The sequence below is a fragment of the Clostridium aciditolerans genome (assembly GCF_016316925.1).
GTDB lineage: Bacteria > Bacillota > Clostridia > Clostridiales > Clostridiaceae > Clostridium_AM > Clostridium_AM aciditolerans.
This window is the reverse complement of sequence record NZ_JAEEGB010000014.1, coordinates 150,780-177,567: the sequence shown is the minus strand read 5'-3', so window position 1 is coordinate 177,567 and position 26,788 is coordinate 150,780. Positions and strand designations below refer to the sequence as shown.

Sequence of the window (26,788 nt, the reverse complement as noted above, 5' to 3'; positions counted from 1 at the left end):
ACCTTTATTAGATCTTTTTCAATTTATAATAAATACTTTCGTTAGCTAAGCTTAATATCAAGTGATTTACAGCTTTTACATTCTTAAAATTACTATTTATGGCCTTTATGAAATATTTTCTTCCTTCCCTTATTTTTTTGTTTTTCATATATATATGAGCTAATCGTTCATAATTAGATGACATTATTATTTTATAGCTTCTATTATCAATATTTTTACTCTTAATTAATTTTTTTATTTTTTCTAATACTATCTCATGACCTTTAATAACATTATTAACATTTCCAGTTATACTGTTATTGTGATAATAATAATTCAAACAAGGTGTATCTACCTTCGCTATATTATATCCATTACTTAATACTCTCATATATAAATCCCAATCTTGGCAACTTGGAAGTTGTTCATCAAATCCTTTTATTTCATTAAAAACATCTTTCTTTATGCATATGGTAGATGTTGTTCCAATAAAATTTTTACATAATATTGATAGTAATTCATTATCCAATTCTTCATTTTCTTTAAAAATAAGTTTTTTATTATTATTTTCATTAACTAAATAATAATCTGTATAAACCATATCAATATTGTTATTGTCATTAAATTTATTTACTTGTAATTCTATCTTTTCTGGTAACCATTCATCATCACTATCTAAAAATGCAATCAAATCGCCTCTACAGTGTGTAACTCCTATATTTCTTGATTTAGCTCCTCCTACATTAATCTCATTTTTATAATATCTTATATCTTCTGATAAATAAGATTGAATAACTTCATAAGTATTATCTTTTGAATTATCATCAATTATGATTATTTCCAAATTACTATAAGTTTGGCTTAGTACACTTTCTATAGTTTTTATAATTCTATTTGCTCTATTAAAAGTTGGTATTACTACGCTAACTAACACATTACTATTTGCCGATTTCATTTTTTCTCCCCCTATAATTTTTGGTATAATTCATCAAACTTAGATATATAACTTTCCAATGAAAAATTTAATTTTTGTCTATTAAGTGAATTATTCTGAAATTCCTTTCTTTTACTTTCATCTTTTACTAGATATTCTATTTTCGCTGCCAGCTCATTAATATCTCCAACTTTTGAAAGAAACCCGTTATAATTTTCTTTTACCATTTCGCATACTCCACCATGTCTATATCCAACAATAGGTGTTCCACTTGCCATTGCTTCCAATACAACTGTAGGTAAAGGATCAGGATTAGTACTTGGAAGAACAAAGATATCATATAGAGAATGAATATTTTTACTATCACTTCTATAATCAGAAAAAATTACTCTATCTTTATTTTCCATAACTTTAATTTGTTTTTCTAATTCATCTTTCCGCCATTCTTCCCCTTCAAATACTCCACCAACCATCATTGCATATACGTGACTATTTTTCTTTAATACTATATCCATTGCTTTAAGAAAATCAGCTTGTCCTTTCCATGCATTTACTCTTCCTATCATGCCAACAATAATTGAATCATCAGGTATATTAAACTCTTTTTTTATATATTCCTTTTCATTATTAGGATTAAATATATTGTTATCTACACCGTTATAGATTACTTTAATATCCTTCTTAAAATATCCTGTGCTCTTTAAATGTTCTTTTACAGCCTGAGACACTGTTACTACTTCATCAGCATATTTAGATAAAAGAAAACTTATAAATTTATGTATAGCTTTAGGTTTTACTATAATTTCATGTATATGCCAAACCTGAGGTATTTTAAGTTTTTTCTTTATATATATTCCTTCCAATACAGCTGCTGTATTTGTATGAATTATATCTATATTTTTCTCAGATGCTATTCTCTTTATTTTTTGAGAATATTTTATATAATCTTTTAAATATCTCAATATTCCAATTGGAGTAAAAAATTTTCTTCTTAATATTGGGTATTCTACAATTTCAACTTCTATATTATTTTCTTTAAACTTTTTAACTAGTGGTCCATCACAGGGAAGTACAATATAGGGTTTAAGACTTTTCTTATCAATATTTTTTAATAGTTGTAATAAAACAATATCTGCCCCATACAATTCAGCCCCTGCATGTAAATATAATATATTTTTCATACTAATTTTCCATCCTTGATTTCACTATTTTTTCTCTTTTATCAACAACAATACTATAGGGCGGAATATCTTTTGTAACAATTGTTCCTGCACCTATAATACTCCCTCTACCAATAGTCACCCCATCAAGTACTATTACTCCACTTCCTATCCAACAATCATCCTCAACAATTATTCCTTTTCTAATAACTCCCTGTGATTTAATTGTGCTTGATGTATCATTAAAATTATGATTCTCTGCAAAAAAGCTCACTCTAGGACCAATCATAACATTCGACCCAATGCTTATATATCCAGCACATCCAATATAACCCATAGGGCCAATTGAAGAATTATTACCCATTTTCAGCCCTTCTCCTACTTCCACTCCATAGTAACTAGATGGTCTTATCATAGTTGAATTTCCTATAGTAACATTATCTCCAAATACTAATCCTCGTTTACTTAGCCCTTGTACTTCGCAGTGCATTTCGAATTTCATATTTTTACCTATTATTATCTTATTCTTATTAGATATTTTAGTTCTTTTCCCTATAAATATTAATCCATCAGACTTAGCAAAAAAAGCCTTAGCAAGAAACCCTCTTATTATTTTTAATAAAGTAGAACTTAATATTGAAATTAAATCCAGTGTACTTATATTATTCTTATCTATTCTTTTAAGCATATTTCCCCTTTTCTTTATCTACAAATCAATACGATATTTTATTAGCTAATAGCTCCTCATATTTGTCTATAATATAGCTCCATGTATATTCCTTTTGTATTCTGTCTTTAGCCTTAGAGCCTAAAGTTTTTATATATCCTTCATCAATATTATCTAATTTATCTATAAGATTAGCTAAATTTCTATTTTTCTTATTAAAATATAAAGCACCATCCATTCCTACTTCTCTATTAAATCCAACATCTAATAATATATTTAAATCAGTTGTAGCTAGTGCTTCTAATAAAGAGGGATTAGTACCACCTACTTCATGTCCATGAAAATATCCATATGCATTTTCTCTAATCTTTTTTAATAATTCTTGGTTATAAACTGTCCCAACAAACTTTATTCTTTTATCTTTATCAAAGTTTGTCTTTTCTCTTAATTCCTCATAGAATTTATTTTTCTCTACATTAGTTATTAATATAAAATCCTTTTTGGTTTTTGATTTCATAAATTCAGTTATCATCGTTTCATAGTTATTTTCTGGAACAAATCTACCAACTACTAAATAGTATTCTTTCTTTTTAACATTTTTTTCTTTATACCATTGAAGTAAAGTACTATCCTCATCTGTTAATTTTGATTTTTCAGTATCAGCTCCATAAGCTATAAAAGTTGTTCTTGGATTGTATTGTTTATAATCTTCTTTTATATATTTCTCTATATTTTTTGAATCACATATTAATAAGTCTGCATGTTTAACCATGTATTTTTCTGAAACTTTCCAATATTGTCTTATAGCTTTATTCCATTTAGCTCTCTTCCATTCATGACCATCTGGATTAACAATTAAAGTCCCACCTAACTTTTTTAATTTATTTTTATAATATCCGACAAATGGTCCTATTCTACATGCTAAAATATATACGATTGAATTTTTTATTTTATTATCTTCTATACATTTAATACTTTCTTTTAGTGCTGCTATATCATAATAAACTGCTTTTGCAGGTCCAATATTGGGTACTTTTATGTTGAAGCATCTAGCTCCATTATGTTTAAAATTCTTATAATCATCTGCTAAGCAAGAAACATGATATTTTATTTGTTTACTTTTCTGTCCTTCTGTTAGTTTTTCAACAAAGGTTTCAAATCCGCCATATTTTGCGGGTATTCCTTTAGAGCCTATAATAAATACATGCTTCATTTTCCAATCCCCTTATGCATTATCCTATACTATTGCCATAGCTGCTTCGCTCTTAGCATCTTCTTTTAAATTTAAAATAGCCTTTCTTCCGACAGAATAATATTCTATTGCTTTTTCTTCTACATCGTTAATTTTATAACAATTTCTTCCATCAAATATGATAGGAGTATTCATTAATTCCTTGTATATATTTAAGTGTAAAGATTTAATTTCATTCCATTCTGTAAATATAAATGCTGCATCTGCATCTTTTAAAGTTTCTTCTGGAGTTTTTACATATGTAATTTCAGTTGGAAATAGTTTTTTAAAGTTTTCTTCTCCTACTGGATCATATGCCACGATTTCTGCTCCTTCATCTAATAGTCTTCTAACATTTGGTATTGAAGGTGCATCTCTCAAATCATCTGTTCCTGGTTTAAATGTTAACCCTAAAATTGCCACTTTCATTCCTTTTAAACTTCTAAACCTCTGTTTAGCTTTTCTAAATAATTTATATTTTTGATTTTCATTTACCTCTATCGTTGCTTTTATAGTTTTTAACTCATATCCATTATCATTAGCAAGCCAATGAAGTGCCTTAGTATCTTTAGGGAAACAAGACCCTCCATATCCTATTCCTGCTTTTAAGAACTTGTCTCCTATTCTCGGATCATAAGACATTCCATTTGCCACATCTTCAACATCCGCTCCAACAATTTCACAAAAGTTAGCAATTTCATTAATAAATGATATCTTTAATGCCAAGAAATCATTAGATGCATATTTTATCATCTCAGCACTTCTTCTATTAGTTACAACTATTGGTTGATTAAATCTTTCATACACTTCTCTCAAAGTATCTCTAGCTCTATCTGATTTAACACCTATTACTATTCTGCTAGAATACAAAGTGTCTTTAACTGCTGTTCCTTGAGATAAGAATTCTGGATTTGAAGCCACTTCTATTTGAACATCATTTTTTAAATGTTCCTTTAGAAATTCTTCTACTTTATCATTAGTCCCTATTGGAACTGTTGATTTAACAACAACCAAACAATCTTTTTCTACATTTTCAGCTATTTGTTCGGAGGCTTTATATACATAATCCAGATTAGCGGAACCATCTTCTCTTTCTGGAGTACCTACACCTATAAAAATTACATCTGCATCTTTATATACTGATTTATAATCAGTTGTAAAATCTAATCTACTTTCTTCATAATTTTTTTTGAGTATTTCATCTAATCCAGGTTCATATATTGGTGATATTCCTTGTTTCATTAGTTCTATCTTTTCTTTGTTCGTATCCACGCAAGTTACACTATGTCCTAAATGTGCTAAACATGCACCTGTAACTAATCCAACATATCCTGTTCCTGCCACTACAATTTTCAATATTAATCACTCCTAATTAATTTATCATGCAACTTAAAATACTACCTTGCTCCTTCATCTCCAAACAACACCCTCACCGTTTTCAATATAAGAGCTATATCAATCCAAAGGTTTCTTTCCTTTACATACTTTATATCTAGTTCCATCCATTCCTCAAAATCTATATCATTCCTACCCATAACCTGCCAATAACAAGTTAATCCTGGCTTAGCTAAAAGTTTAATTTTCTGACGTTCTGTAAATTTTTCTACTTCCCTTGATAGATTAGGTCTTGGCCCTACTAATGACATTTCACCCTTTAACACATTAAATAATTGAGGAAGCTCATCTATACTTGTTTTTCTTATAAATTTTCCCACTCTAGTTATTCTTGGGTCATTCTTCATCTTAAACATAGGACCTGTCATTTCATTCTTGTCTTTAAGCTTGTGTAAAAGTTCTTCTGCATTAGTTACCATAGATCTAAACTTATACATATAAAATATTTTTCCGTTTTGTCCTACTCTTTTCTGTGCAAAGAATATAGGCCCCTTGGAGTCCAACTTTACAGCTATAGCCGTTATAATTATCAAAGGACTTAATGCAATAATTCCAAATAATGCTCCTAAAAAATCCACAATTCTTTTTGTAATATAATAGCTTGTACTTTTTTCATAAATTTTCAAAGGCCCAACAATATACTTTAAACTTTCCCCTCTGATTTCTACCATTTTATACCTCTCCTCCCTTTATTATATACATACGTAAACTTTTTTCTATCAATGGGGTATAATTAAAAAAAATCAAAAAAATAACAATCTATATGTGTTTTCTCTAATCACATATAGATTGTTATATTAAAATACTAATCATATTTTCTTTCTAAATTTTATGATCTTCATTTCCATAATAATAGTTATAGTAATATTTTTTTTCGTTCACTTCTAACTTATTAAGTACTGCCCCTAATATTTTAGCGTTAACCTTTTGTAAAAGTTCTTTAGCTTTTTTTGCTGCTTTCCTATCTACTTGTGATGAAGCAACTACTAAAAGGCAACCATCGGCATAGGTTGAAAGAAGCTGAGCATCTGTTACAGCTATTATTGGAGGTGTGTCTATTATAATATATTCATAATTTTGTCTTAATCCTTCTAAAAATTGCTTCATTTTTGATGAAGCTAGAAGTTCAGCTGGGTTTGGAGGCCTCGTACCAGAAGTCAGAACATCAAGATTCTGAATCTCAGTACTTTTAACTGCTTCTTGAAATTCTACATTGCCTACAAGTAAATCTGATATACCAGCTTGATTAGATAATGAAAATACCTTATGTAATGTTGACTTTCTTTGGTCACAATCTATCAATATAGTTTTAGCTCCACTTTCAGCCATAACCACTGCAAGATTTGCAGCAGTGGTAGACTTTCCTTCTCCTGGCTCTGAACTTGTTACAACTATTATTTGAACCTTATTATCAAAGGATGAAAACTGAATATTTGTTCTCAAGGTCCTATATGCCTCTGCAACAGGGGATTTAGGGCTTTTTACTGTTACAATGCTTTCGTTTTCCATATTATTCACTCCGTTTATTAGTTAATTAATTGTTATCCCTTGGTATTACACCTATAACAGGAATACCTAAATACCTATTTATATTCTCTTCTGTTTTTATAGTACTGTCCATATATTCAAGTGCAAATGTAAGTCCTAAAGATACCACAAGTCCAATGAAAAATGCTATAGCTACGTTTAAAGTCTTATTTGGTTTAATAGGTTTTTGTGGAATCTTAGCTCCATCCATTACTTGTATACTTCCAGTTGGGTATATTCTTTTTGATTCTTGTATAAAAGCATCAGTAACAGCATTCATTATAAGATATGCTTCTTGTGGACTGTTATTTTTCACTTTAAATTCAACTATTTGAGTATCGTTTTGTGGTGTTACATTAATTATACTTTCAAGTTTATCTGCTGATATATTTTTTAATCTTGCCGAAGCATTTTCAGCAACAGCTCTAGACTTTCCTATTTCAGCATAAGTCTTTACAAGTTTTTGAAACATCATAATGTCATTATAATTATACTGAGACTTATTATTTGGATCATTATCAGCTTTTCCTATAACAATACTTGCACTTGCTTCATATGTAGATTTAATAACGAAAAAGTTTAAAATCCCTGATATAAGTGTACATGCAATAGTTATTATAAGTATTAGTTTTATTCTCTTTTTAATTATGCAAAAGAAGTTCTTTAAATCTATTGTCATTTCCTCACTCATAGGATGTATATCCTCCTTGTATATTTAAATTTACCTATATTTTATAACTAAACTTTTAGCATCTGTGTCATTTCCTACTATCAAATTAAGCTTTCCATCCATGCTATTTTTAAGCTCTAAATTATCAAGGCCTACTTGAGATATACCAGGAGCTCCGTTATCAAATCCTAAAAATGCTGTTGGAACTTCAAAATCTGTCCATCCACTTGATACATTTTCATCTGCCTTGTATCCATTTATTGAAAGTGTTAAAGTTTTTGCGGTTGCTGAATAAATTCTTATTTTGGTTAAATTACTTTTTGATATTTTATCTACTATGTCAATAGTCTGTCCATTTTGTTGATAAACATTAAATGAAGATTCAGAAGTATCTGCAAAAACAAATTGTATATCTCCATCAGAACCGTCAGAAATCTGAGATAAGTTGCTTGAATCAATATCATTTTCAAGGGTTTTTACAATGCTTTCTGGTACTGCTGCAACTCCGCCTAATGCAATTATATTAGATTTTGTTTCTATATTTTCTTTTATAAAGCTTTCTGTTGCAGATGGAATAGTTTTGTAAGTTAATATTATTGGCGATGAAGTTTTCGCTGATAGGGCTGATCCTGATAGAGCATCTGCAAATTCATTTCCAGTTGGTCCATCTGCCTGAACAACATATAAATTATCAAATTTAAGGTCTTGCTTAAAATATTTCATTACATTTAAATTTGTTTCAAATCTATCTTGACCATAAAGTCTTATTGCTGCCTTAGATACTTGTTGTGCGGTGTTATCACTTATAACTCCTTGTCCACCCACTATGTATGATTTTTTTATATTTTCATTATTTTCTTCTATATAATTTTTTACTACTTCTGGCAACTTATCTTTACCAGTTAAAAGTATAGGCATACCTTTTTGCGCAGCTATAGAGGCTATAGAAAGGGCATCAGCAAATCCATGTCCTGATGTAACTGTAATTCCATTTATATTTTCAAGTTCTTTTGCAACTATAACTGAAGTTTCGTATCTATCATCCCCGCCAAGACGCTTTATATCAGCCACTAAGGACTTTATTTCATTTTCAACCTTTTGTGAAACTGAAGCATATTTTCCTATTATAAAAACATGTTTAGCATTTAATCTTTTTATTTCTTGTTTTACATTGTCATTTAAAGTAGCACTTTCAGTTAAAAGTATTGGTGCATTATATTTTTTTGCTAGTGGAGCAGCACATAGTGCATCAGCATAACCTTCACCACTTGCTATTACTACATATTCAGAATTTGTCCAACCTTCTTTAGATATTGCTGCTGATGTTTGATATCTATCTTGCCCCCATAATCTATTTGAAGCCGCTGAGACTATTGATGTACTAAATGCTATAAAATTTGTAATAACAAACATACTAAGAACATATGAGATAAATTTTTTATTTCTTTTTAACATAAATACTCTTCCCTTCAGTAAGTTTTATATAATCTTTTAAGTTATTATCTTTAAAAGCCAACAGAACCTGATGCTGTTGGCTTTCATATTCATATGTGGGTATTACAGAAATTAATTATGTGCTTTTTAATCAACTTGTACTATATAAGGTGTACTTATGTTTTTACCCTTGTACTTTAGATAAACTTTATAATTACCTTTTAAGTCCTTATATTTTGTGGACTTTAATGCTTGTTCATTTAATGGTACTATACTCTCTATTAAGTCACTAACTGTTTTATCTTGAACGTTAGAATCATAGATAGTTGCATTACCATGACCTACTCTAACTACCTTAGTCACAGAATATCCATTTTTCTCATTAAATAGAATACCTTGAGCCTGACCTAAGGCATGTTGTAAATTGTACTTTTTAACAAAGTTACTATAAGCTCCATATAATGTTGTATTAGGATTAGTTAATTCTATAGTTAACTTATGATTTGACTGGGAAACATCAGCAATTGCATGTAAGCCTTGTGGATGTTTTTGTTCAGCATACTGTACCAAATTTCTAACTTGAGCATCAAATAATCTTAAATTTTGTTCACCATTGTTACCATTCTCTTTACCCTCATTTTTGTCATTCTTTTTATCGTCATTTTTATCCTCATTTTTATTGTCCTTTTTGTCCTCCTTTTTATCATCCTTTTTATCATCCTTTTTATCATCCTTTTTATCATCCTTTTTACCACTTGAGTTTTTACTTATCTTTAATTCTTTTCCATTTAATTTTACTGTATAATAGGAGTTGCTTGCCCCCTTCTCCTGAGAAACTTTAACTGCTGTTTCATGTTCATTAGTATTTTCTGGCGGTGCTACCCCTGCTGCTTTTACAGTTGCTGCTGTCACTGAGCTTGTTATTAATACTGAAGCTACGGTGCATGCTGATAAAACATTTTTTGTGTTTTTCTTCATCTCTTTTCCTCCAATTAATATTAATGTATAAGGTACAAAGCCCCTTATCATGGCTATATTTATGTACAAAGTAGCTAATACTTCTTTATTTTTTCTGTTATCCGATGACTACCCGCTCTAATACTCCCATCACACTCTGTGAAAGCGATTCGCACTAAATCGGAGATTTGAGCTCTCTGCTTTTCTCCAAGGTGGGAGTAAAAGAGCGGCTACGCCCCTGGGTTCGTTCGACTAAATCAGATTACCATTTATTATATAAATTCGTATATTAATGTTAAATTAGTGGGATAATATAAAAAAAACTCCAAGCTTTATGTATGATAAACAATTTGTATCAGACATAAGACTTAGAGTAGTTTGGTGCTAATTCAGTTTCACAAAATTCTATGTAAAATCTTTTTTATTTTTTATGTTGTTCTTTTTTTGTTCTTTATCTTTATCTTTTTCTTTTTTTTCTTTATCTTTTTCTTTTGCTTTTTCCTTATTTTCTTTTTCTTTTGCTTTCTCTTTATTTTCTTTTTCTTTTGCTTTCTCTTTATTTTCTTTTGCTTTCTCTTTATTTTCTTTTGCTTTCTCTTTATTTTCTTTTTGCTGATTTTTATATTCTTTTGTTTTCTCTTTTGATGTATCATTTTCTTTCTTTGCATATTGTGTATTGTCAGACTTACCCTCTTCTTTTTCCATACTTATTTTTTGATCTGCATTTGATTTTATTTTATCTGTTTTTTCTTTTGGCAATTCATTAGATTTATGTTCTTCTTCATTGATTATATTTATAATTTCTTTTACAGATTTTTTATCAATATCATTTAATTCATTTCCTGAACTTTTTTCTTTGGCCTGATCTATTAAAATAAGTTTACAAGGAGATATGCCCTGCTCCTTAGCCTTTTCATATATTGTTTTGTTTCCTTTTAAAAGAATTATTTTTGCTGCTATTTTACTTTCTTTAATATAATTATCTACTGCTTTTTCTAAATTTTGATCATCGATTTTCTTATTCAATTCCGTTACAGTTATTATAATTGTATTTTCCTTTTCCTTTGAAATAAACCTCTCTTCTTCAGATATTTTAATAATTTCATTAATTGCAATATCTATGGATTTAAGATGAGACTTATCTATCTTTTTAATAACCTTATTTCCATCCTCATTCAAGGCTCGCAGTTTTATAGGTTCCCCATATAAATTATAAGCAATTTCAATACTTGGATTGATATCTACATTTACATATCCTTTAGGTGTATAATAACCATATGCACCATAACCTCCTATAAAAAACATTAAAAATACAGCTGCAGCATAGATGAAACGTCTAAAAATTAGTTTTTTATCTTTTGCTGGTGTATTAATTACAATCTCTTCTCCAATATCTACAAAATCATCAGGCTTATCTATTTCTATAAAATCTCCACCCTTTGTTAATACAATAATTTTATCATTTAACCGTTGTAATACTATTCCTTTCATACTTTCACCTTCACTCTATGTACTCTCGTATAAATTTATAATCCCCGATTAACACAATTACCAGTGCTATAATATAAATTCGTCCTCTCTCTATTTTTTTACGATGAATAGGAATATTTTGCTGTATTTCTTTTATCGGTAATCTTTTTGTACTTACTAAGTTATCTAATACATCTGATTCACGTACGATAAATTGAGCGACTTCTTTATAAAGATTTTTAAGCTTTTCTTGTTTTGGCGAAGCTTGTACCAACTCCAAAAATTCAATTCCCCATTTTTTTAATTCCTTCTCGTATTCTTGAATTTCCAATTTTCTCATTTTATTCTCTTCTTGATTTTTATATTCTTCAATTGCCTTATTTTCTATCTGGCTACATGCTACTTCATTCTCCGATTCATAAAGCCCTTGCAAATATATCATTTCTTTATATTTTTCATTTTTCCTATAATAGTCTATACATCTAAGATTAATAACCATTTTAGCAAAGTTTAAAAATTTTCCTTTATTCTTATCATATGAATCTACAGCTTCTTTAAATGCCATCATACCAATGGTAAGTTCATCATCATATCCGTATTGCAGAAATCTTCCTGTTTTTTTCTGAATAGTACTAGCTATAAAAGGTTTATATATTTCAATTAATTTATTTAATTCTTCTTTATCTTTTTTCGCTTTTTCTACTCTTTCTTCAAGAGATCTCTTAAAGAAAAACATCATTACCACCTCACTTCGAAACTACTTAATATCTATTCGCTATGTAGTCTTTGCAAATTAAGGTATATAATGACATTTCCTTGATTTTATTGTCACACCCCTTATGTTGTCAGCAAATATTACGTACCGTCCTTTTAGCTTTCATCTCTCAATTAGTAAAGATGATAACGTTTAGTTCTTGATAACATTATAATTTGTTCTAGTAATATTGTAAATTTCTTTTACACTCTTATATTGCTATTTTCAAAAAATTCTTTACAAAAAAAATACATTTGAAAGTTATTTAACTTCCAAATGTACTTCTACTTCCTTCGCTAATTATCTTAACTGTTTTCAATTCTCTATCTCTTGAAAAAACTAAATAGTCCTTTTTTTTCTTTAATTTTTTCTGCTCTTGAATATATTTCAGAGTTATTTAAAAGCTTTTCAGCATTATTTATGACATTTTCATATAAAACATGATTTAAGCTTTCCAACTGCTCTAAAGTTTCTTTCATTTTTGGTGATCTCATGCCAGTAGAATGAGCATCTGAGGCTATAAAATCACATACTCCATGCTGAATAAACATTTGAGAGATTCTTTGTATTCTCTTACCAAACATACCACTGATACTTCCTGAATTTATTTGAAAAAAACAACCTTCTGCTATGAACTCATTTATACTAGAAGGTTTTTCTATTATATAATTATATCTTTCCGGATGAGCAATTATAGGGACTACTCCTTCTATTTTAAGCTCATATATAATATCCAAGGCATCCTTAGGCATTCTTTCCATTGAAAGTTCTATTAGCATATATCTTGTTTCACCTATTCCCTTTATAACTCCGCCTTTGTAGAACTCTAATGTATGTTTGTCCAAAAATATTTCTTGTCCTGGAACTACATCTACATCTATTCCTTTTTCTTTGGCTTTAACGTTAATTTCCTTTACAAGCTTATACACATCTTCATAGATATTTTCATAGTAACCTGTATAAAAATGAGGAGTGGCTGCAATCTTCTTTGTACCATCCTTAACTGCAATTTGCAGCATTTCCATGGTTACAGCCATTTCTTTTGCTCCGTCATCTATGCCCGGTAATATATGACTATGTAAATCTATCATATTTTATCACCTTTATTGTTCTACCTTTTTAGGTTTAATATTTTTTCTTTTTTATTAATTTATTTCCCTATTCAATTCTAGTTTCCATTTTTTATTATCTCAACAGGACTTAATCTATAAGTTTTTACAGCAGGTAAAAATGCAGCTAAAGTTGAGGCTGCTATATCAATTAAAGCAGAAACAATTATAAACTTATTATCTATAACAATATCTACTACTGGCTTTCCCTCTGTTGTTACTATATATGTATTAAAACCTTTTATGTACATCATAGCAAGTCCTACCCCTAGCGCAGTTCCTATGATTCCTAAAACAAAGGCCTGCATTAAAAATATAAATGCAGCAGAACCATCTCTTATCCCCATAGCCTTTAATATACCTATTTGCTTATACTTTTGAGTTACAGTTATGCCAAGCACACTTACTATGCTTAGTACAGCCGCCAGAAGAACAAAAAACTGAATTATTACAGTACATATCTTTTGTCCTATTATTCCACTAAGTAAAAGTTTATTCTCATCTTTCCAATTTTGTACTTTTATATCCTTATCATTAAGAGAATTGCTAACCTTTTTCGATAAACTATCCGCTAAATATGGGTTTACAACGCCAATCTCTATAGAGGTGACTTTATCTCCAAAACCTATTAAATCTTGGGCAGTTTTTAAGTCTGTAAAAATCCAAAACCTATTTAATCCTGCTGATTCCAAGTCATAAAAGCCCACTATTGTAAGCTCAATATTCCTTTTATCTATTGTTACTATGTTAAGTTTATCTCCTAATTTTAAATCAAGTCTTTCTTTAAGCTCTTTACCAATCAATGCTTGTCCGTTATTTTCTATCATTTTACCTTCATAAATTTTGCTCTTAATACCATATAACTTATTAAGGTCCTCAGGTATAAATCCTCTTATTCTAGCAGGTTCTTTTATATCTGTGAGCTTTATAAAAGCTTGTTGTTCAGCTACTGGAGCCACTACATCTATATCCTTGCTCACAACTTTTATTTTGCTCTTTTTACTTTGCCAGTCTTCCATTCCTCCCTTAGCAAAATATACTGTTATATGTGGTGAGTTACCTATGAACTTGTTTAATAATGTAGTTTCAAGTCCTTTGCTTAGAAGTCCAATAAATATTTGGACGGATACCCCTATAGCTATTCCTAATATTATAATCATGGTTTGTGCCTTACTATCTTTTAAGAACCTCCATGCTATCCTTAGTGATGCAAACATTATCTATTTCCTTTCATTAGCATAATTTATGTCAGAAACCATACCATCCCTTATTTTTATTATTCTATCTGCTTCTTTAGCTATCCTATCATCATGAGTTATAATTATAAAAGTAGTTTTAAATCTTTTGTTTATCTCCCTAAACACATCATATACAGCCTTAGCAGATTTGGAATCTAAGTTTCCTGTTGGTTCATCTGCTAGTATAATTTTAGGTTCGTTCATAAGAGCTCTAGCAATTGCAACTCTTTGCTGTTGACCTCCTGATAGGTCGCAAACTTTTTTATTCTTAAATTCAGATAATCCTACTAAATCCAAAAGTTCTTCACCCTTTTCACGAATTTTTTTCCCATAAAAAAATCTCTTTATTGTATAAGGCATAAGCACATTCTCTATGGCATTAAATTCTGGCAGCAGATAGTGAAATTGAAATATAAATCCTATTTTTCTATTCCTAAGAGAAGCTAATGCAGCTCTACTCATACCATTTATTCTTTTATTATCAATATATACTTGTCCACTAGTAGGTTTATCTAAAGTGCCCATTATATTTAACAGAGTAGTTTTGCCACTACCTGAGGATCCTATTATAGAATTAAACGACCCTTCTTCAAAGGATAAATTTACATCATAAAGCACTTGAGTTTTAATAGATTTCCCGTATATCTTATTTATATTTTCTAATTCTATAATGCTTCCCATACTTCCCCCATAAGTTCAAAATTGAATATATGCTAAAATTTTCTATCTACATTTTAACATATTAAAACTAAAACAAAAACAGCCTTTTGGCTGTATGTTGTTTGAGTTTCACTGATCAGCGTATTAATGAATATATTTAAGTAACTCTTCTAAAAATTTCAACTTACTATTATTAGTAGTATCAAATTTTTTAACTTCAAGAACAATCTTGCTATCTTTTACATAAACATTATTTACTTTTAGTGGTATCACACTTGCATCTAAGCATATATTAGAATCCTCTACGGAAACGCCTCCATGCAATAAACCACTAAGCTTATTTAAAACATACTCTCTTGGTATAGGAACCTTCCCAACATAAAGTTTTTCTGGATTATACTTCACCTTATTATCCTTAAAGGTTATAGTACCTTTTGATGAAAAAAGAAAATCTACTCCCTTATAACTAAAGGGAATGTAAAAATTTAATTCCTTGTCGGCTATTTCTCCATGAACAGCTTTGATATTTAAATTCCCATAGCTTTTCTTATCAATATAAGTCTTTATTATGGAATTTAAGTCTTCATTATTTAATTCTAATATTCCAGTACTTTGAGATTTTACTACATTGGCTATAAATTCATGAGATAACTTTGCACTTGGAGCAGCATATGATGAATTCCACGTTAGGAGTTTAAAGAATACACCACAAGCAATGATTATCCCTACAATTATAATCAGTAATACCCTCTTTGTCTTTTTATCTTCTCTCTTTCTCATTACACCCTCCTCAAGCAGATATCTAAAATCTTTATAAATATAGTATCATATAAATAAGGAATAGCAGAATTTTATCTGTTATTCCTGTCTTAGCTCTCATTAGTGCCTCATCCATATTATTGTAATCCACCTGCTATATATTATACCCTCTCTGACGCAGGATTCTTCTATTCTCTGCCATACTCATCATCGAATCTTACAATATCTAAATGAGACCGCTATCATAATTTACAAAAAAGCAGCTAATAAATGACTTTTCACTTATTAGCTGACTAATATTACTCGTACCTTAATGCTTCGATAGGATCAAGTTTCGCTGCCTTACTTGCAGGGTATAATCCGAAGAAAATACCAACTGCTGAAGAGAACCCAAATGCTATCAATATTACTCTAATTGACACTGGAATATCTACATGCATAAAGGAGCTAGCAACCTTACCTAAGGATATACCAATTATAGTTCCGATAGTTCCTCCTATTAAACATAATATTACAGACTCCATTAAAAACTGTATCTTAATATCCTTTGTCTTTGCTCCTATGGCTTTCCTTATACCTATTTCTCTAGTTCTTTCTGTAACAGATACAAGCATTATATTCATAACTCCTATGCCACCAACTAATAGTGATATAGCCGCTATAGCTCCAAGTCCTAAGGTTAACATATTTAACACTTTGTTTATAGTATCTAATTCTTTAAAACCTTGCTCAGCAGAGTATTTACCTTTATTTTGGTGCTTATTTTCAATAATTCTTATCATTTTAGCACTTATCTGGTCTGCATTCTTCATATCTGAAAGTGTTACTGCCATCCTGCTTATATCAGTATACTTAAATATTTTATCCCCTATGCTTATAGGAAGCACCATAAATCCAGGCGCATTATCTCCAGCCATTCCACCAAGAGATGCATTTGTATCTTGGAATACCCCTATGATATTTACATTGATAGTTTTATCCCCCATACTCAATTTAGCTCTTTTTCCTACCACATCAGTATCTCCAAAAAGTTTTACAGCAGTTTTATCATCTATTGCAGCCACATTTTTTGCTGCATTTATATCTGTTTCATTTAAATATCTTCCTTTTATAATTTTTATGCTGTAAAGCTTCATTGAGTCAGCAGTTGTACCAACAACGCTCATACGCTTTGATTTATTATTCTCCGTTTTTAAATTACCGGAACCACCAATATCAGCTACCACAGAGGTAACTTCAGGTATTTTTTCTTTTAAAAGTTGTATGTCATCTAAGGTATAATAATCTCTCTTTTCTATATCATCAGTAGTGGAATTCATCTTAAGATTAACTAAATTTGTTCCAATACTCTCAAACTGACCTGTAATATATTGTTTTGCTCCATCACCTATTGATACTATGGTAATTACTGAAGATATTCCTATGATTATACCAAGCATAGTTAAGAAGGATCTCAGTTTATTGGATCTTACACTCTGCAGTGCAGATTGAAAACTTTCCGCTATGTTCATTAGCTATCCCCCCTGACTATGGTTCTATTATTTACCACATTATCTGAAATAATATTTCCATCTCTAAACATAATAGCTCTCTTAGTATGCTGAGCTATATCTGGCTCGTGAGTAACCATAACTATAGTTACTCCTTCATCATTAAGCTCCTGAAATATACCCATTATTTCTTCGCTTGATGTACTATCTAAATTTCCTGTAGGCTCATCCGCAAGTATTATTGCTGGATCATTTACAAGAGCCCTTGCTATAGCTACTCTTTGCTTCTGACCTCCAGATAACTCATTTGGTTTATGATGAACTCTATCAGCAAGTCCTACTCTTCCTAAAGCTATTTTAGCCCTTCTTTCTCTCTCTGGCTTCGACACTCCTGCATACATCATTGGTAATTCAACATTAGCCAAGGCGGTAAGCTTTGGTAGAAGATTGAATGCCTGGAATACAAAGCCTATCTTTTTGTTTCTTATTGCTGCAATGCTGTTGTCATCAAGAGATGATATATCAACACCGTCCAAATAATACTTACCATCAGTAAGCTTGTCTAAACAACCTAGTACATTCATTAATGTAGATTTACCTGAACCAGAAGCACCCATTATAGCTACGTATTCCTTTTCCTCTATTCCAAGATTAACACCTTTTAAGGCTTTTAACTGGATTGCACCAGTATCGTATACTTTAACGAGGTTTTCAAGCTTAATTATCACTTTTTAGTCCCCCCATTTTTGTTTGCTGCTTCTGCAACTACATCACCTTCATGAATAGTCTCAGGAGGGTTTACAATATATTTATCTCCGTCTTTAAGTCCATCTATAACCTCTACATCATAATCTGTCTCAAGACCAGCTTTTATGTATTTTTTCTCAACTTTGTTGCTGCTGTTCACTAAGTAAACATATTTTTTGCCTGTAGATTTTTCTTCTTTAATACCGTCAAAGCCTACTGCAAGTGCACTGTCCTTCTGACTTATTATTATTTCTGAATCCGCTTCATATCCAGCTTTTACATTTTCATCAGGATTGTCCATAGTTACTTTAATATTAACCTTATAATCTTGATCTGTACCATTAGTCTTTGTTTGTGCCATTTCTCCTATATCGGTTACTTGACCAGTATATTTTTTATCTGAACCTTTTACTTTTATATCTGCCTTTTGTCCTTTAACAACCTTTACCGCATCATACTGTGTCATATCAAGAGATACTCTAAATGATGAATTATCATCTACTATAACCATGTCTCCAGCTTTAGGAAATTGATTTTCTTTTGCATCCATTCTTATTACTATTCCATCGGTATTTGCTTTTAGTTTGCTATCTTCTATCTTTTTAGTCAAATTATCTATATCCGCCTGTGCTAAAGCAACTTGAGTTCTTTGCGCAGTTACTTTGTCCCCACTAGATGCATTGACATTGTTAAATGCACTTTGTGAATTTGCTAAAGCAGACTGAGCTCCTTTAACAGCATTAGCCGCTTCCTCAAAGGCTTTTTTAGAAGCATCAAAATCATTTTGTGATATGTATCCTTGACTAAGTAATCCTTGATTTTGTTGATATTTTTTATTTAAATCATCATAATTTCTTTGTGCATTTTCCAAAGTTATTTGTGCTTGTGATAGTCCATTTTGGGCGTTGCTTCTCTCTGTATCTAATCCTGTTTTAGTTAATTGGTTTAATGTAGCTTGTGCATTAGCTAAAGTTAGTTTTGCCTTTTCAAGCTGACTTTCATAGTCAGAAGTATCTAGCTCCACTAATACATCTCCCTTTTTTACCTGTTGGCCTTCAGTTACTAAAGCCTTCACAACCTTCTGTGCAGGATTTAATGCTATATCATTTCTATATTTTGCTTCTACATTTCCAGTTGCAGATACGGATTGTAAGACCTTCTTCTTTGTAACCTTAGCCATAGTTACCTGTTTAACCTTAGCTTTCTGTGCTTTAGCATATGATGATACTCCTATACCAACAATAGCTAGTACAACAACACTTATAATAATAATTTTTTTATTAAACTTAATTTTGCCTAATTTTGCTTTTAATCCCATACTCTTTCCCCTTCTATCTAATTTATATTAAGAAAAATGCAACACATTTTTTAGTGGACAGTCTCCTTAGTTTCCCTTTATACCTATGTAAGTTTTGATTTGCTATCCCCCTCTTCTATTATCCTTGATAAAATTCTCAAGCCGCTTAAAATATCCTCTAGTTCATCATTGTTTGCACGCTTTAAAAGGTCACTAAAACTTTTGATATGTGCATCCTTTATTTCCTTTGAATAACGTACTGCTTTATCCGTTAAGCATATAATAACTTTTCTTCTATCAGCACTATCCTTGACTCTATCAACAAGACCTTCTTTCACAAGCTTATCCACTAATACAGATGCAGTACTATTTGGAAGCCCCAAATTCTCACTGATTTCAGTTAAAGTTTTCTTTGGTTCTTCTTTTAACAGATGTAATATCATATATGAAGACATATTTAAACATTTGCCTTCAACATGATTACTTGCTTTTCTTTTCAACAATTTAAGTATTTTTATTATTTCGTGAGCAATATCATATACTTCTTGATTATCCATTCTATTTCCTCTCATGACAAAATATTTCAATTATGAAACAATTTTATCACAAGTTTAAATATATTTCTACATTTACAATTATACCGCATATTTCTAAATTTTTTATAAATTAATTCTTAAGATTTTATAAAGAAGAAGGGGACAGTCTGCAATTTTTCCTCACATAATAGAGTTGAGGAGAAATTGTGAACTGTCCCTAGCTTGTCTAAAGAGACTGTTGAAAAATTGCGGACTGTCCCCACTATCTCGCAGTTATTATTCTAATTTTTAGATCATAACTTGATGGACTATATACTGTATAGTTACCACCATTATCTTTCTGACTTCTTATATTTATATTTGAAGATATATCATTTGCCCTAATGTAAACTTTATCTCCATGTGTTATTTCTCCATATCCAAAGTTATACACAACTGTATTGCTATCTTTATTCACATTTACACTTTGCACATCTAGTCTTTTACCAGTTCTTTCATTTATGAATATAAAGTCGTCATCATATACTCCTGTTATGCTGTTATCTATATTCTCATCAAAAACTATGTTAGCGGCAGCAGATCCATCAGCGTTAATTATTACACTCCAAGCATCTGAGTTTGTTTTAGGCGCAAGCAGCATATTATAAACTGTATCTGATCCTGCAATTAAATAACGGCCTGCCAAATCTGACGAATTTGCAACATCTATGCTATTACCACTTGTATCCTGTATTGTTTTTGATTTTAAGATAACCAGTTCTGCTCTAATACCAGCTGCCTTTATTAAATCCACTTTATACTTCCCATTGCTTCTATCAATAGATTCACTGTTGAACATAAGCACAACATCTTTACCAGAAATAAATCCACTATCTGGAGTTGTCCCTGCAAGGGTAAAATCATTAATATCTAATGAGTCTAACTCTGAGCTTAAATGTATTGTAGCTTTTATATCATCGCCGCTATATTCAAGCTTTACTGTATTTGTTACAAGACTTGGACCTCCAGCATAGTTTGTACTTATATAGTCAGAATAAGAAATCCCTGAAATAATGTTTCCAGACTTATCTTTAACATTTTCTACCCCTACTTTTAATACATGATTTTCATCTGTTCCATTGCCTAATATATAACTGGAAGGAAATTCAATCATAACAATACTATCATCTTCATTATGGGTGATAACAGCATTAGCTGGTAACTTTTTATAATCGCCAACTCCATTCATAAAGGAGTAGTTTGAAATATTATTTATTGATACTTCATCCATAGGCTCACTAAAGAAAATAACTACCTTTTGTTTATCATCAGATTTTTTAACTATCTTAGTTACTCTAGGAGCTATGTCGTCTATTCCATCAAATACAGTTGTATAGTCTTCCATCACATTAGGTTTAAAATTGGTGTCTACAATATTTGCAATACGTATTGTATATTTAGTACCTGTCAAAGCGTTATCCTTTGTAAATTTTATATCATAGGAGCTCACGTTATCTCCTGATACCCCATTAGCTTCCTTTACATAGTTAATTTTATTTGTTATTTCTATGCCTTCAGAATTAAATAATTTATAGTTAGACTTATTTGTTGCAAATATGCTGTTAACATTCTTATTGAACTTAATTCTTATGGTCTGGCTATCTAGCATAGTTAAAGCAATAATTTGCGGCTTAATATTATCTGCCTCTATGCTGAAGCTTACATTAGCATTATCATCAACTTTATTTCCATATGCATCTTTTATATTACTTGTCACCGAAATAACATTTGCTCCAATATTTAAAATATCTTTTATTCCTTTTATCTTTACAACGATATAATTAGAGCCATTGTCAAAACTAATATCTGCAGAAGAAATTGAGTTTCCATTTATTCTATAGTAATCATTTATTAAGGCAGTTTTTTTATCCATAGGTCTATTAAAAGTTATATAGACAATCCCTGAGTTATCCCCAGTTACCTTTACTATTTGAGGTTTGTTAGTAACAGATTCAACGGAAAAGCTTGTCTTAGTTTCTTGTAATACAAATCCAGCAGCACTATAGAATTTATCATCTGCAATACCTTTTGGAATTTCAAGTGTATTGCTACCTGCTGGCAGCGGTACATTAAAATATAGCTCCACTTTATCTGCCCAAATATCGCATTTTTCATATAACGTGCTCAATGAAGTATTTAGCCCATAATTTACTACACTTTGTCCATTGATTTTAATAGCTGATAAATCACTCATTGTAACTTTAATAGGTACTGAAAACTTTACAGTCAGCTTATTGTTCCCAGTTACTGTTACATAAGCAATTTGTGGGACTGTAATATCCGAAAAAGTAACTAACTTATCGTATTTAGGTGCTGTATTGTTTAAATCTCTGTCTAATACAGCATTTTTTACTGTTACAACTACATCCTTATATTGAGAATATGGTGATGCCAAAGTAATCAATACTGTTTTATTATCATCTTGTAATGTCGCTGATGCATTTTGAGAATTTAAAGCTACACCATCTAACTGATAATTTTCTACTGCCTCCGCTGTCTCCTTGTTAACCTCTGTGTTGAACTCCACTTTAATTTGATTAAGTCCATTAGTGCTTATTGAAGAAACTTTAATGTTTTCTACATCATTGGTTGATTCACTGATAGCATTACTTATCTGAGCTGCTACATTATCTGAAATAACACCTTTTCCTCCAATAACATTTAATTCTGTAGATTTATTTGCCTTACCTTTTACATATTCTAATACTTTCGAGATAGCAGCTGAACCTTCTTTATCAACTAGAACTAGAGGATCAGAGAACTTTCCCGCTAGTGAGGATGCAACTAATGCATCTGCATATCCATCATCCTTTGCGTTTGCTGCTGCACTTGCAATAAATAATTTATCTGATTTTAAATCATCTTTAAATCTACTTAATACATTTAGATTAGTTTCAAATCTGTCAGCTCCTCCATTTATTCTTTCAACAGCACCAAGAGCCTTATAAACATCTTCATTTATAACATTGGTGGTTCCAATAACAGTAACTTTTGAATTATTACTTTTTACAAAATCAATAACAGATTTCATTGTACTATTATCATTACTTCCTAACAATAAAATTTGCTCTTTAGCTGCTGCTATCGGCGCCGCTGACAGGGCATCTGAAAAACCTTCTCCCCCTACAAGCATAACGTCATCAAGCTTAATTCCCAGTTCCATTAACTTTTTTGCAACGGCTATATTTGTTTCATATCTATTATCACCTTTAAGTTCTATTAAATTATAATTATCACTTTTTAACTTATCTCTTATTGACTGGCTAATAACGCCAGTTCCTCCTACCATGTACACATTTTGAGGTTTTAGTTTATCTATCTCAGCTTTACTATCAGAATTTAAGGAATAGCCACCAGTTAATAATATAGGCGCATTTATAGTTTTTGCTAAAACCGACGCACTTACTGCATCTGCATAACCTTCTCCAGATACTAAAACTACATCTTTAGCACCATTAGGCCAATTAGTTTCTGCAACTTGAATTGCTGTCAAGTACCTATCATCGCCACAGATTCTTATAGTTGATGCCCTTACAACTATTGGTAAAATTATATCTAGTATCATAAATATGAGTACTGATAATTTTATCATTTTTTTATTCATTAGCCAGTTTCCTCCTAGAAAAATTAACATAAGATTACTTATATTTTAATACTAGGGCATAAACTAGACAACTTATGAAACAAATCCAAATAGTGAATATAAATGAAAATATTCATTATTAATCCAATTTAAAAAACCACATTAAGAAAATCTCTCCTTAATGTGGTTTAAAAAGCTTTATTACTATTATATTATGTATTTATTAATTACTTTGGCTTCCTAGTTCTTCTAATCTAAATGATACTGACCAATCCTTTAATGCTACATCTTCTTCTACATTTACGCCAGTAGGGAAAATAAGATTGCATACTCTTGCTTTTAAAGCATTAACTGTAAAATTCTTCAATTCAAATAACTCTGATTTTACAACTGTTCCATTACCATCTTTTAAAGTAACAGGAATCTTTTCCATGTTTATTGACTGATTGTTACCGTTTCTTACTACTAATGTAACTAGTATGTTTCCACCCTTTTGAATACCTACACTAAAAGTAGATACAGAAACTTCTCCTTCATTTAGCTCTGGAAGTTCATTTAAAAAGTTATCAAAAACAAGTTTGTCCTCTATATCTATGTCCTCTGGTAAATCTTCATATTGAGTTTTAACAGTTTTAGAAGCCTTTAATCTTGAATCAAATTGTACCTTCCAATCATCCATAGCTATTGTATCAACTTTTACATTTTGCTTTTCAAAATATAGTTTTACTGGTCTTGCAGAATGTGCTGGTATTTCACCTAAAGATTCTAAATTAAACATTTGTTGTGCTAAAATTTCATCTTTAGAATTTAATATGTAAAAAGGAACCTTTCTAAGAATAACCTTTTCTGAAAGTCCGTTTCTTATGTAAGCTTTAACTTCTAATTTTTCACCTAAGTCATAAACATAAACGCCAGCTACATTAAGTTGTCCTTCAACGATTTGTGGAAGTTCTGCTATTTCCTCTTCTAAAATCTCTTTTTGAACATCAGACATTACATTTTCATCATGTTCTAAAAGTGAAAGTACCGTAGGAACATATAACTTATCATCATTTGCATTGACCTTGCTGTTAGCCTCTTTCATTTTCTTTTCCATTTTATACCTCCAAGCTTATTTCATCAATATACTTTCACAATAGTTACTAATTACAAGAAGGCTTGTCTTTCAAATCATTGATATGATTTCCATTAGTAACTATATTTACTTCTATATTTTTGTTTCTAATTTAATATATCATAACAATTTTATAAAATCAAATCTAATTAAATACAAGCTTGCCACCTCTTGGCGAGCACAGCATACTAGTTCAATTTTTCAATAACTGTTTGCCTATCTACATGTACACCGCTGCCTTGTAAATATGAATAGATTATGTTGCCATCTTTGTTATCCCCAGCTGAGTCATATCCTGAAATAATATGTCCTGAGGAACTTAAATTAGAGAAGAAACTATAATCTAAGGTTTGTTTACCATTGCGATAATATATGTTAGTAGGTTCTGCTGGGACCCAACCATATTCAGGTAAATAATACTCTACCCAAGCATGTCTATCTTCACTGCCGTCAATTGTACTACTGCTATTAAACTTGCTGGTATCTACCCAAAAACCTGTAGCTACTCTAGCTGGAACTCCAGATGCTCTTAATAGTGCAACGTATAACTCAGAATAATCTTCACAAACTCCTTTACCTGTATTTAAAGCATTTAATGCTCCCTTATTTCCATTATTGTTATCATAATTCATATAGGTATTTACAAATTCATAAGCCTTCTTTGCTTTATAATAAGGATTAGTTGTTGTCCCAAAAATCTCCTTAGCTTTGTTTATTATATCCTGGTTATCACTTTCTATTTTATCACTTGGCGAAGTGTATTTTTTATAGTCACTAAAATTACTGTAATCTCCAGTAGTCTTTGACAAATCCTTTACATATTTTATTCCACTATCTTGCACTGTTCTAACAATTTGATATTGAATCTTATCTCCAGGTTTCACATTTGTATTAGCGCTAAGCTGTCTACGAATAGAATCTTCAGAAGTTATTTTAGCATTGGGACCTAAAACCTGTAAATCTAATTCTTTTTGATATGGTGAATTGCTAAAAGTGCCTATATTATAAGTTAAATCGAAGCTTGTATCCTCTGTAGCAGTAACAGTTAAAGTATCTGTAATTTTGTATGTATGTGTATCTATGAGGGAAAAAGAACCTACGCCAACCTCTTGATTAGTTGGTGCACCACTTTTAATAGTAAAATCCATTTTCCCAGGTAATTTTAAAGCATATCCTTTAGTAGATTTTATATTATCTACTAAAATGGTATAAGTCTTTCCTGGATCATAGTTATTAATAGGTCTTATGCTTACAGTACTTCCACTACAAGTTAGACTCGTCTTTAACGAATTTCCACTTTCATCTACAATCTTTATATTTTTCTCATTTATACTAAATGGATCAACATCCTGTGAAAACTTAACGTTCCATACTTTATCTGTGCTTATGTTCTGTTGTGTAGGAAAAACCTCATAAGATTCTTGAGCATGAGCAGCTTTAGAGTTAAACAACAATAGTAATAAAATTACTATAAACTGAATTTTAAATATTCTAAATCTGTTAGTATTATTTTTCTTATTCATATATACTCCACCTACCTTTACTATCTAGCTGTAAGAGTTTTTGATCTCTTGCACTCTTTATAAGTTTAATATATCACAGTGAAATTATTGGCTCAATATAAAAATTTTGCGAAGCAAAATTTTTATTAGAGGACAGAGGACAATTGACAGAGGACAGTGAAGGAGGATTTTTCTCCGCTATGCTTCGAAAAATCTTTAATTTATAAATCTAGGTTTCACATTTTTTTAAAACTGAATAAATTTATATGAATAAGTCTAATATTTTAGATGAATTGATAGATTTAGAAGGACTAAAAGCTCAAAGTAGAAGAGATTTTTTAAATAAGATGAATATAGCTCTTAAAGAAGCATCTGAAAAATTTAAAAATCATAGAGGATTGACAATTGACACAGCCTAACGGCTTGGGACAAAGTCGCCTATTGCTGAAAAATAATTAAAGTTTTTCCATAGTGTAAGGTCGGAAAAGCAACAATTATTGTCCTCTGTCAACTGTCCTCTGTCCTCTATAAAAAAA

General features: G+C 30.4%; 24 protein-coding genes. 1 reads left to right on the top strand and 23 read right to left on the bottom strand.

Features of this window, described 5'->3' with window-relative positions; all coding sequences use genetic code 11:
• Positions 1 to 7: 7 nt before the first annotated feature.
• The 23 genes from I6U51_RS13165 to I6U51_RS13055 form a co-directional block, all read right to left on the bottom strand.
• A complete protein-coding gene (locus tag I6U51_RS13165) occupies positions 8 to 934 on the bottom strand; it encodes a glycosyltransferase family 2 protein (RefSeq protein ID WP_211143074.1) in 927 nt (308 codons plus the stop codon).
• 11 nt (positions 935 to 945) lie between these two features.
• The gene (locus tag I6U51_RS13160; protein WP_211143073.1) at positions 946 to 2,094 is read right to left on the bottom strand and encodes a glycosyltransferase family 4 protein; all 1,149 of its coding nucleotides are present in this window, start codon (positions 2,092 to 2,094) and stop codon (positions 946 to 948) included.
• A 1-nt stretch (position 2,095) separates the two neighbouring features.
• Positions 2,096 to 2,761 carry an acyltransferase gene (locus I6U51_RS13155; RefSeq protein ID WP_211143072.1) on the bottom strand — a complete coding sequence of 222 codons (666 nt, stop codon included), beginning with the start codon at positions 2,759 to 2,761 and terminating at the stop codon, positions 2,096 to 2,098.
• A gap of 25 nt (positions 2,762 to 2,786) precedes the next feature.
• Positions 2,787 to 3,953, bottom strand: coding sequence for a beta 1-4 rhamnosyltransferase Cps2T (gene cps2T, locus I6U51_RS13150; protein WP_211143071.1), 1,167 nt, complete (start codon positions 3,951 to 3,953; stop codon positions 2,787 to 2,789).
• Positions 3,954 to 3,977: 24 nt separating this feature from the next.
• Positions 3,978 to 5,327, bottom strand: a complete 1,350-nt coding sequence (locus tag I6U51_RS13145; RefSeq protein WP_211143070.1) for a UDP-glucose dehydrogenase family protein — start codon at positions 5,325 to 5,327, stop codon at positions 3,978 to 3,980.
• A 41-nt stretch (positions 5,328 to 5,368) separates the two neighbouring features.
• Positions 5,369 to 6,037 (bottom strand): sugar transferase, encoded by a 669-nt coding sequence (locus tag I6U51_RS13140; protein ID WP_211143069.1) that lies wholly within the window; start codon positions 6,035 to 6,037, stop codon positions 5,369 to 5,371.
• 151 nt (positions 6,038 to 6,188) lie between these two features.
• Positions 6,189 to 6,875, bottom strand: a complete 687-nt coding sequence (locus I6U51_RS13135) for a CpsD/CapB family tyrosine-protein kinase (protein WP_211143068.1) — start codon at positions 6,873 to 6,875, stop codon at positions 6,189 to 6,191.
• A 25-nt stretch (positions 6,876 to 6,900) separates the two neighbouring features.
• Positions 6,901 to 7,584, bottom strand: coding sequence for a YveK family protein (locus I6U51_RS13130; protein WP_211143067.1), 684 nt, complete (start codon positions 7,582 to 7,584; stop codon positions 6,901 to 6,903).
• Between the two features lie 30 nt (positions 7,585 to 7,614).
• A complete protein-coding gene (locus I6U51_RS13125) occupies positions 7,615 to 9,018 on the bottom strand; it encodes a cell wall-binding repeat-containing protein (protein WP_211143066.1) in 1,404 nt (467 codons plus the stop codon).
• Positions 9,019 to 9,144: 126 nt separating this feature from the next.
• Entirely contained in the window at positions 9,145 to 9,975 is an 831-nt protein-coding gene (locus I6U51_RS13120; RefSeq protein ID WP_211143065.1) for a hypothetical protein, read from the bottom strand.
• 384 nt (positions 9,976 to 10,359) lie between these two features.
• Positions 10,360 to 11,445 (bottom strand): anti-sigma factor domain-containing protein, encoded by a 1,086-nt coding sequence (locus tag I6U51_RS13115; protein ID WP_211143064.1) that lies wholly within the window; start codon positions 11,443 to 11,445, stop codon positions 10,360 to 10,362.
• A gap of 10 nt (positions 11,446 to 11,455) precedes the next feature.
• The gene (sigI, locus tag I6U51_RS13110) at positions 11,456 to 12,160 is read right to left on the bottom strand and encodes an RNA polymerase sigma-I factor (RefSeq protein ID WP_211143063.1); all 705 of its coding nucleotides are present in this window, start codon (positions 12,158 to 12,160) and stop codon (positions 11,456 to 11,458) included.
• A gap of 341 nt (positions 12,161 to 12,501) precedes the next feature.
• Complete coding sequence (locus tag I6U51_RS13105) at positions 12,502 to 13,269, bottom strand: tyrosine-protein phosphatase (protein ID WP_211143062.1); 768 nt, start codon at positions 13,267 to 13,269, stop codon at positions 12,502 to 12,504.
• Positions 13,270 to 13,346: 77 nt separating this feature from the next.
• Positions 13,347 to 14,504 (bottom strand): ABC transporter permease, encoded by a 1,158-nt coding sequence (locus I6U51_RS13100; RefSeq protein ID WP_211143061.1) that lies wholly within the window; start codon positions 14,502 to 14,504, stop codon positions 13,347 to 13,349.
• A gap of 3 nt (positions 14,505 to 14,507) precedes the next feature.
• Positions 14,508 to 15,206 carry an ABC transporter ATP-binding protein gene (locus I6U51_RS13095; protein WP_211143060.1) on the bottom strand — a complete coding sequence of 233 codons (699 nt, stop codon included), beginning with the start codon at positions 15,204 to 15,206 and terminating at the stop codon, positions 14,508 to 14,510.
• A 123-nt stretch (positions 15,207 to 15,329) separates the two neighbouring features.
• Complete coding sequence (locus I6U51_RS13090) at positions 15,330 to 15,965, bottom strand: hypothetical protein (RefSeq protein ID WP_211143059.1); 636 nt, start codon at positions 15,963 to 15,965, stop codon at positions 15,330 to 15,332.
• A 278-nt stretch (positions 15,966 to 16,243) separates the two neighbouring features.
• Positions 16,244 to 17,455: an ABC transporter permease gene (locus I6U51_RS13085; protein WP_211143058.1), complete on the bottom strand. Its 1,212-nt coding sequence runs from the start codon at positions 17,453 to 17,455 to the stop codon at positions 16,244 to 16,246.
• Complete coding sequence (locus I6U51_RS13080) at positions 17,455 to 18,162, bottom strand: ATP-binding cassette domain-containing protein (RefSeq protein ID WP_211143057.1); 708 nt, start codon at positions 18,160 to 18,162, stop codon at positions 17,455 to 17,457. The genes I6U51_RS13085 and I6U51_RS13080 overlap by 1 nt, the downstream gene beginning before the upstream one ends.
• On the bottom strand, positions 18,159 to 19,499 hold the full coding sequence (locus I6U51_RS13075) for a permuted SH3 domain-containing protein (protein WP_211143056.1): 1,341 nt from the start codon (positions 19,497 to 19,499) through the stop codon (positions 18,159 to 18,161). Before I6U51_RS13075 ends, I6U51_RS13080 begins: the two co-directional genes overlap by 4 nt.
• Before the next feature lie 83 nt (positions 19,500 to 19,582).
• On the bottom strand, positions 19,583 to 20,035 hold the full coding sequence (locus I6U51_RS13070; protein ID WP_211143055.1) for a MarR family winged helix-turn-helix transcriptional regulator: 453 nt from the start codon (positions 20,033 to 20,035) through the stop codon (positions 19,583 to 19,585).
• Positions 20,036 to 20,276: 241 nt separating this feature from the next.
• On the bottom strand, positions 20,277 to 23,657 hold the full coding sequence (locus I6U51_RS13065; RefSeq protein ID WP_211143054.1) for a cell wall-binding repeat-containing protein: 3,381 nt from the start codon (positions 23,655 to 23,657) through the stop codon (positions 20,277 to 20,279).
• 202 nt (positions 23,658 to 23,859) lie between these two features.
• Positions 23,860 to 24,732, bottom strand: a complete 873-nt coding sequence (locus I6U51_RS13060; RefSeq protein ID WP_211143053.1) for an SLAP domain-containing protein — start codon at positions 24,730 to 24,732, stop codon at positions 23,860 to 23,862.
• Positions 24,733 to 24,938: 206 nt separating this feature from the next.
• Positions 24,939 to 26,273: a transglutaminase domain-containing protein gene (locus I6U51_RS13055; protein WP_211143052.1), complete on the bottom strand. Its 1,335-nt coding sequence runs from the start codon at positions 26,271 to 26,273 to the stop codon at positions 24,939 to 24,941.
• Between the two features lie 245 nt (positions 26,274 to 26,518).
• Between I6U51_RS13055 and I6U51_RS24790 the strand changes: the two genes are divergently transcribed.
• Complete coding sequence (locus I6U51_RS24790) at positions 26,519 to 26,671, top strand: four helix bundle protein (RefSeq protein WP_246517324.1); 153 nt, start codon at positions 26,519 to 26,521, stop codon at positions 26,669 to 26,671.
• Positions 26,672 to 26,788 lie beyond the last annotated feature (117 nt).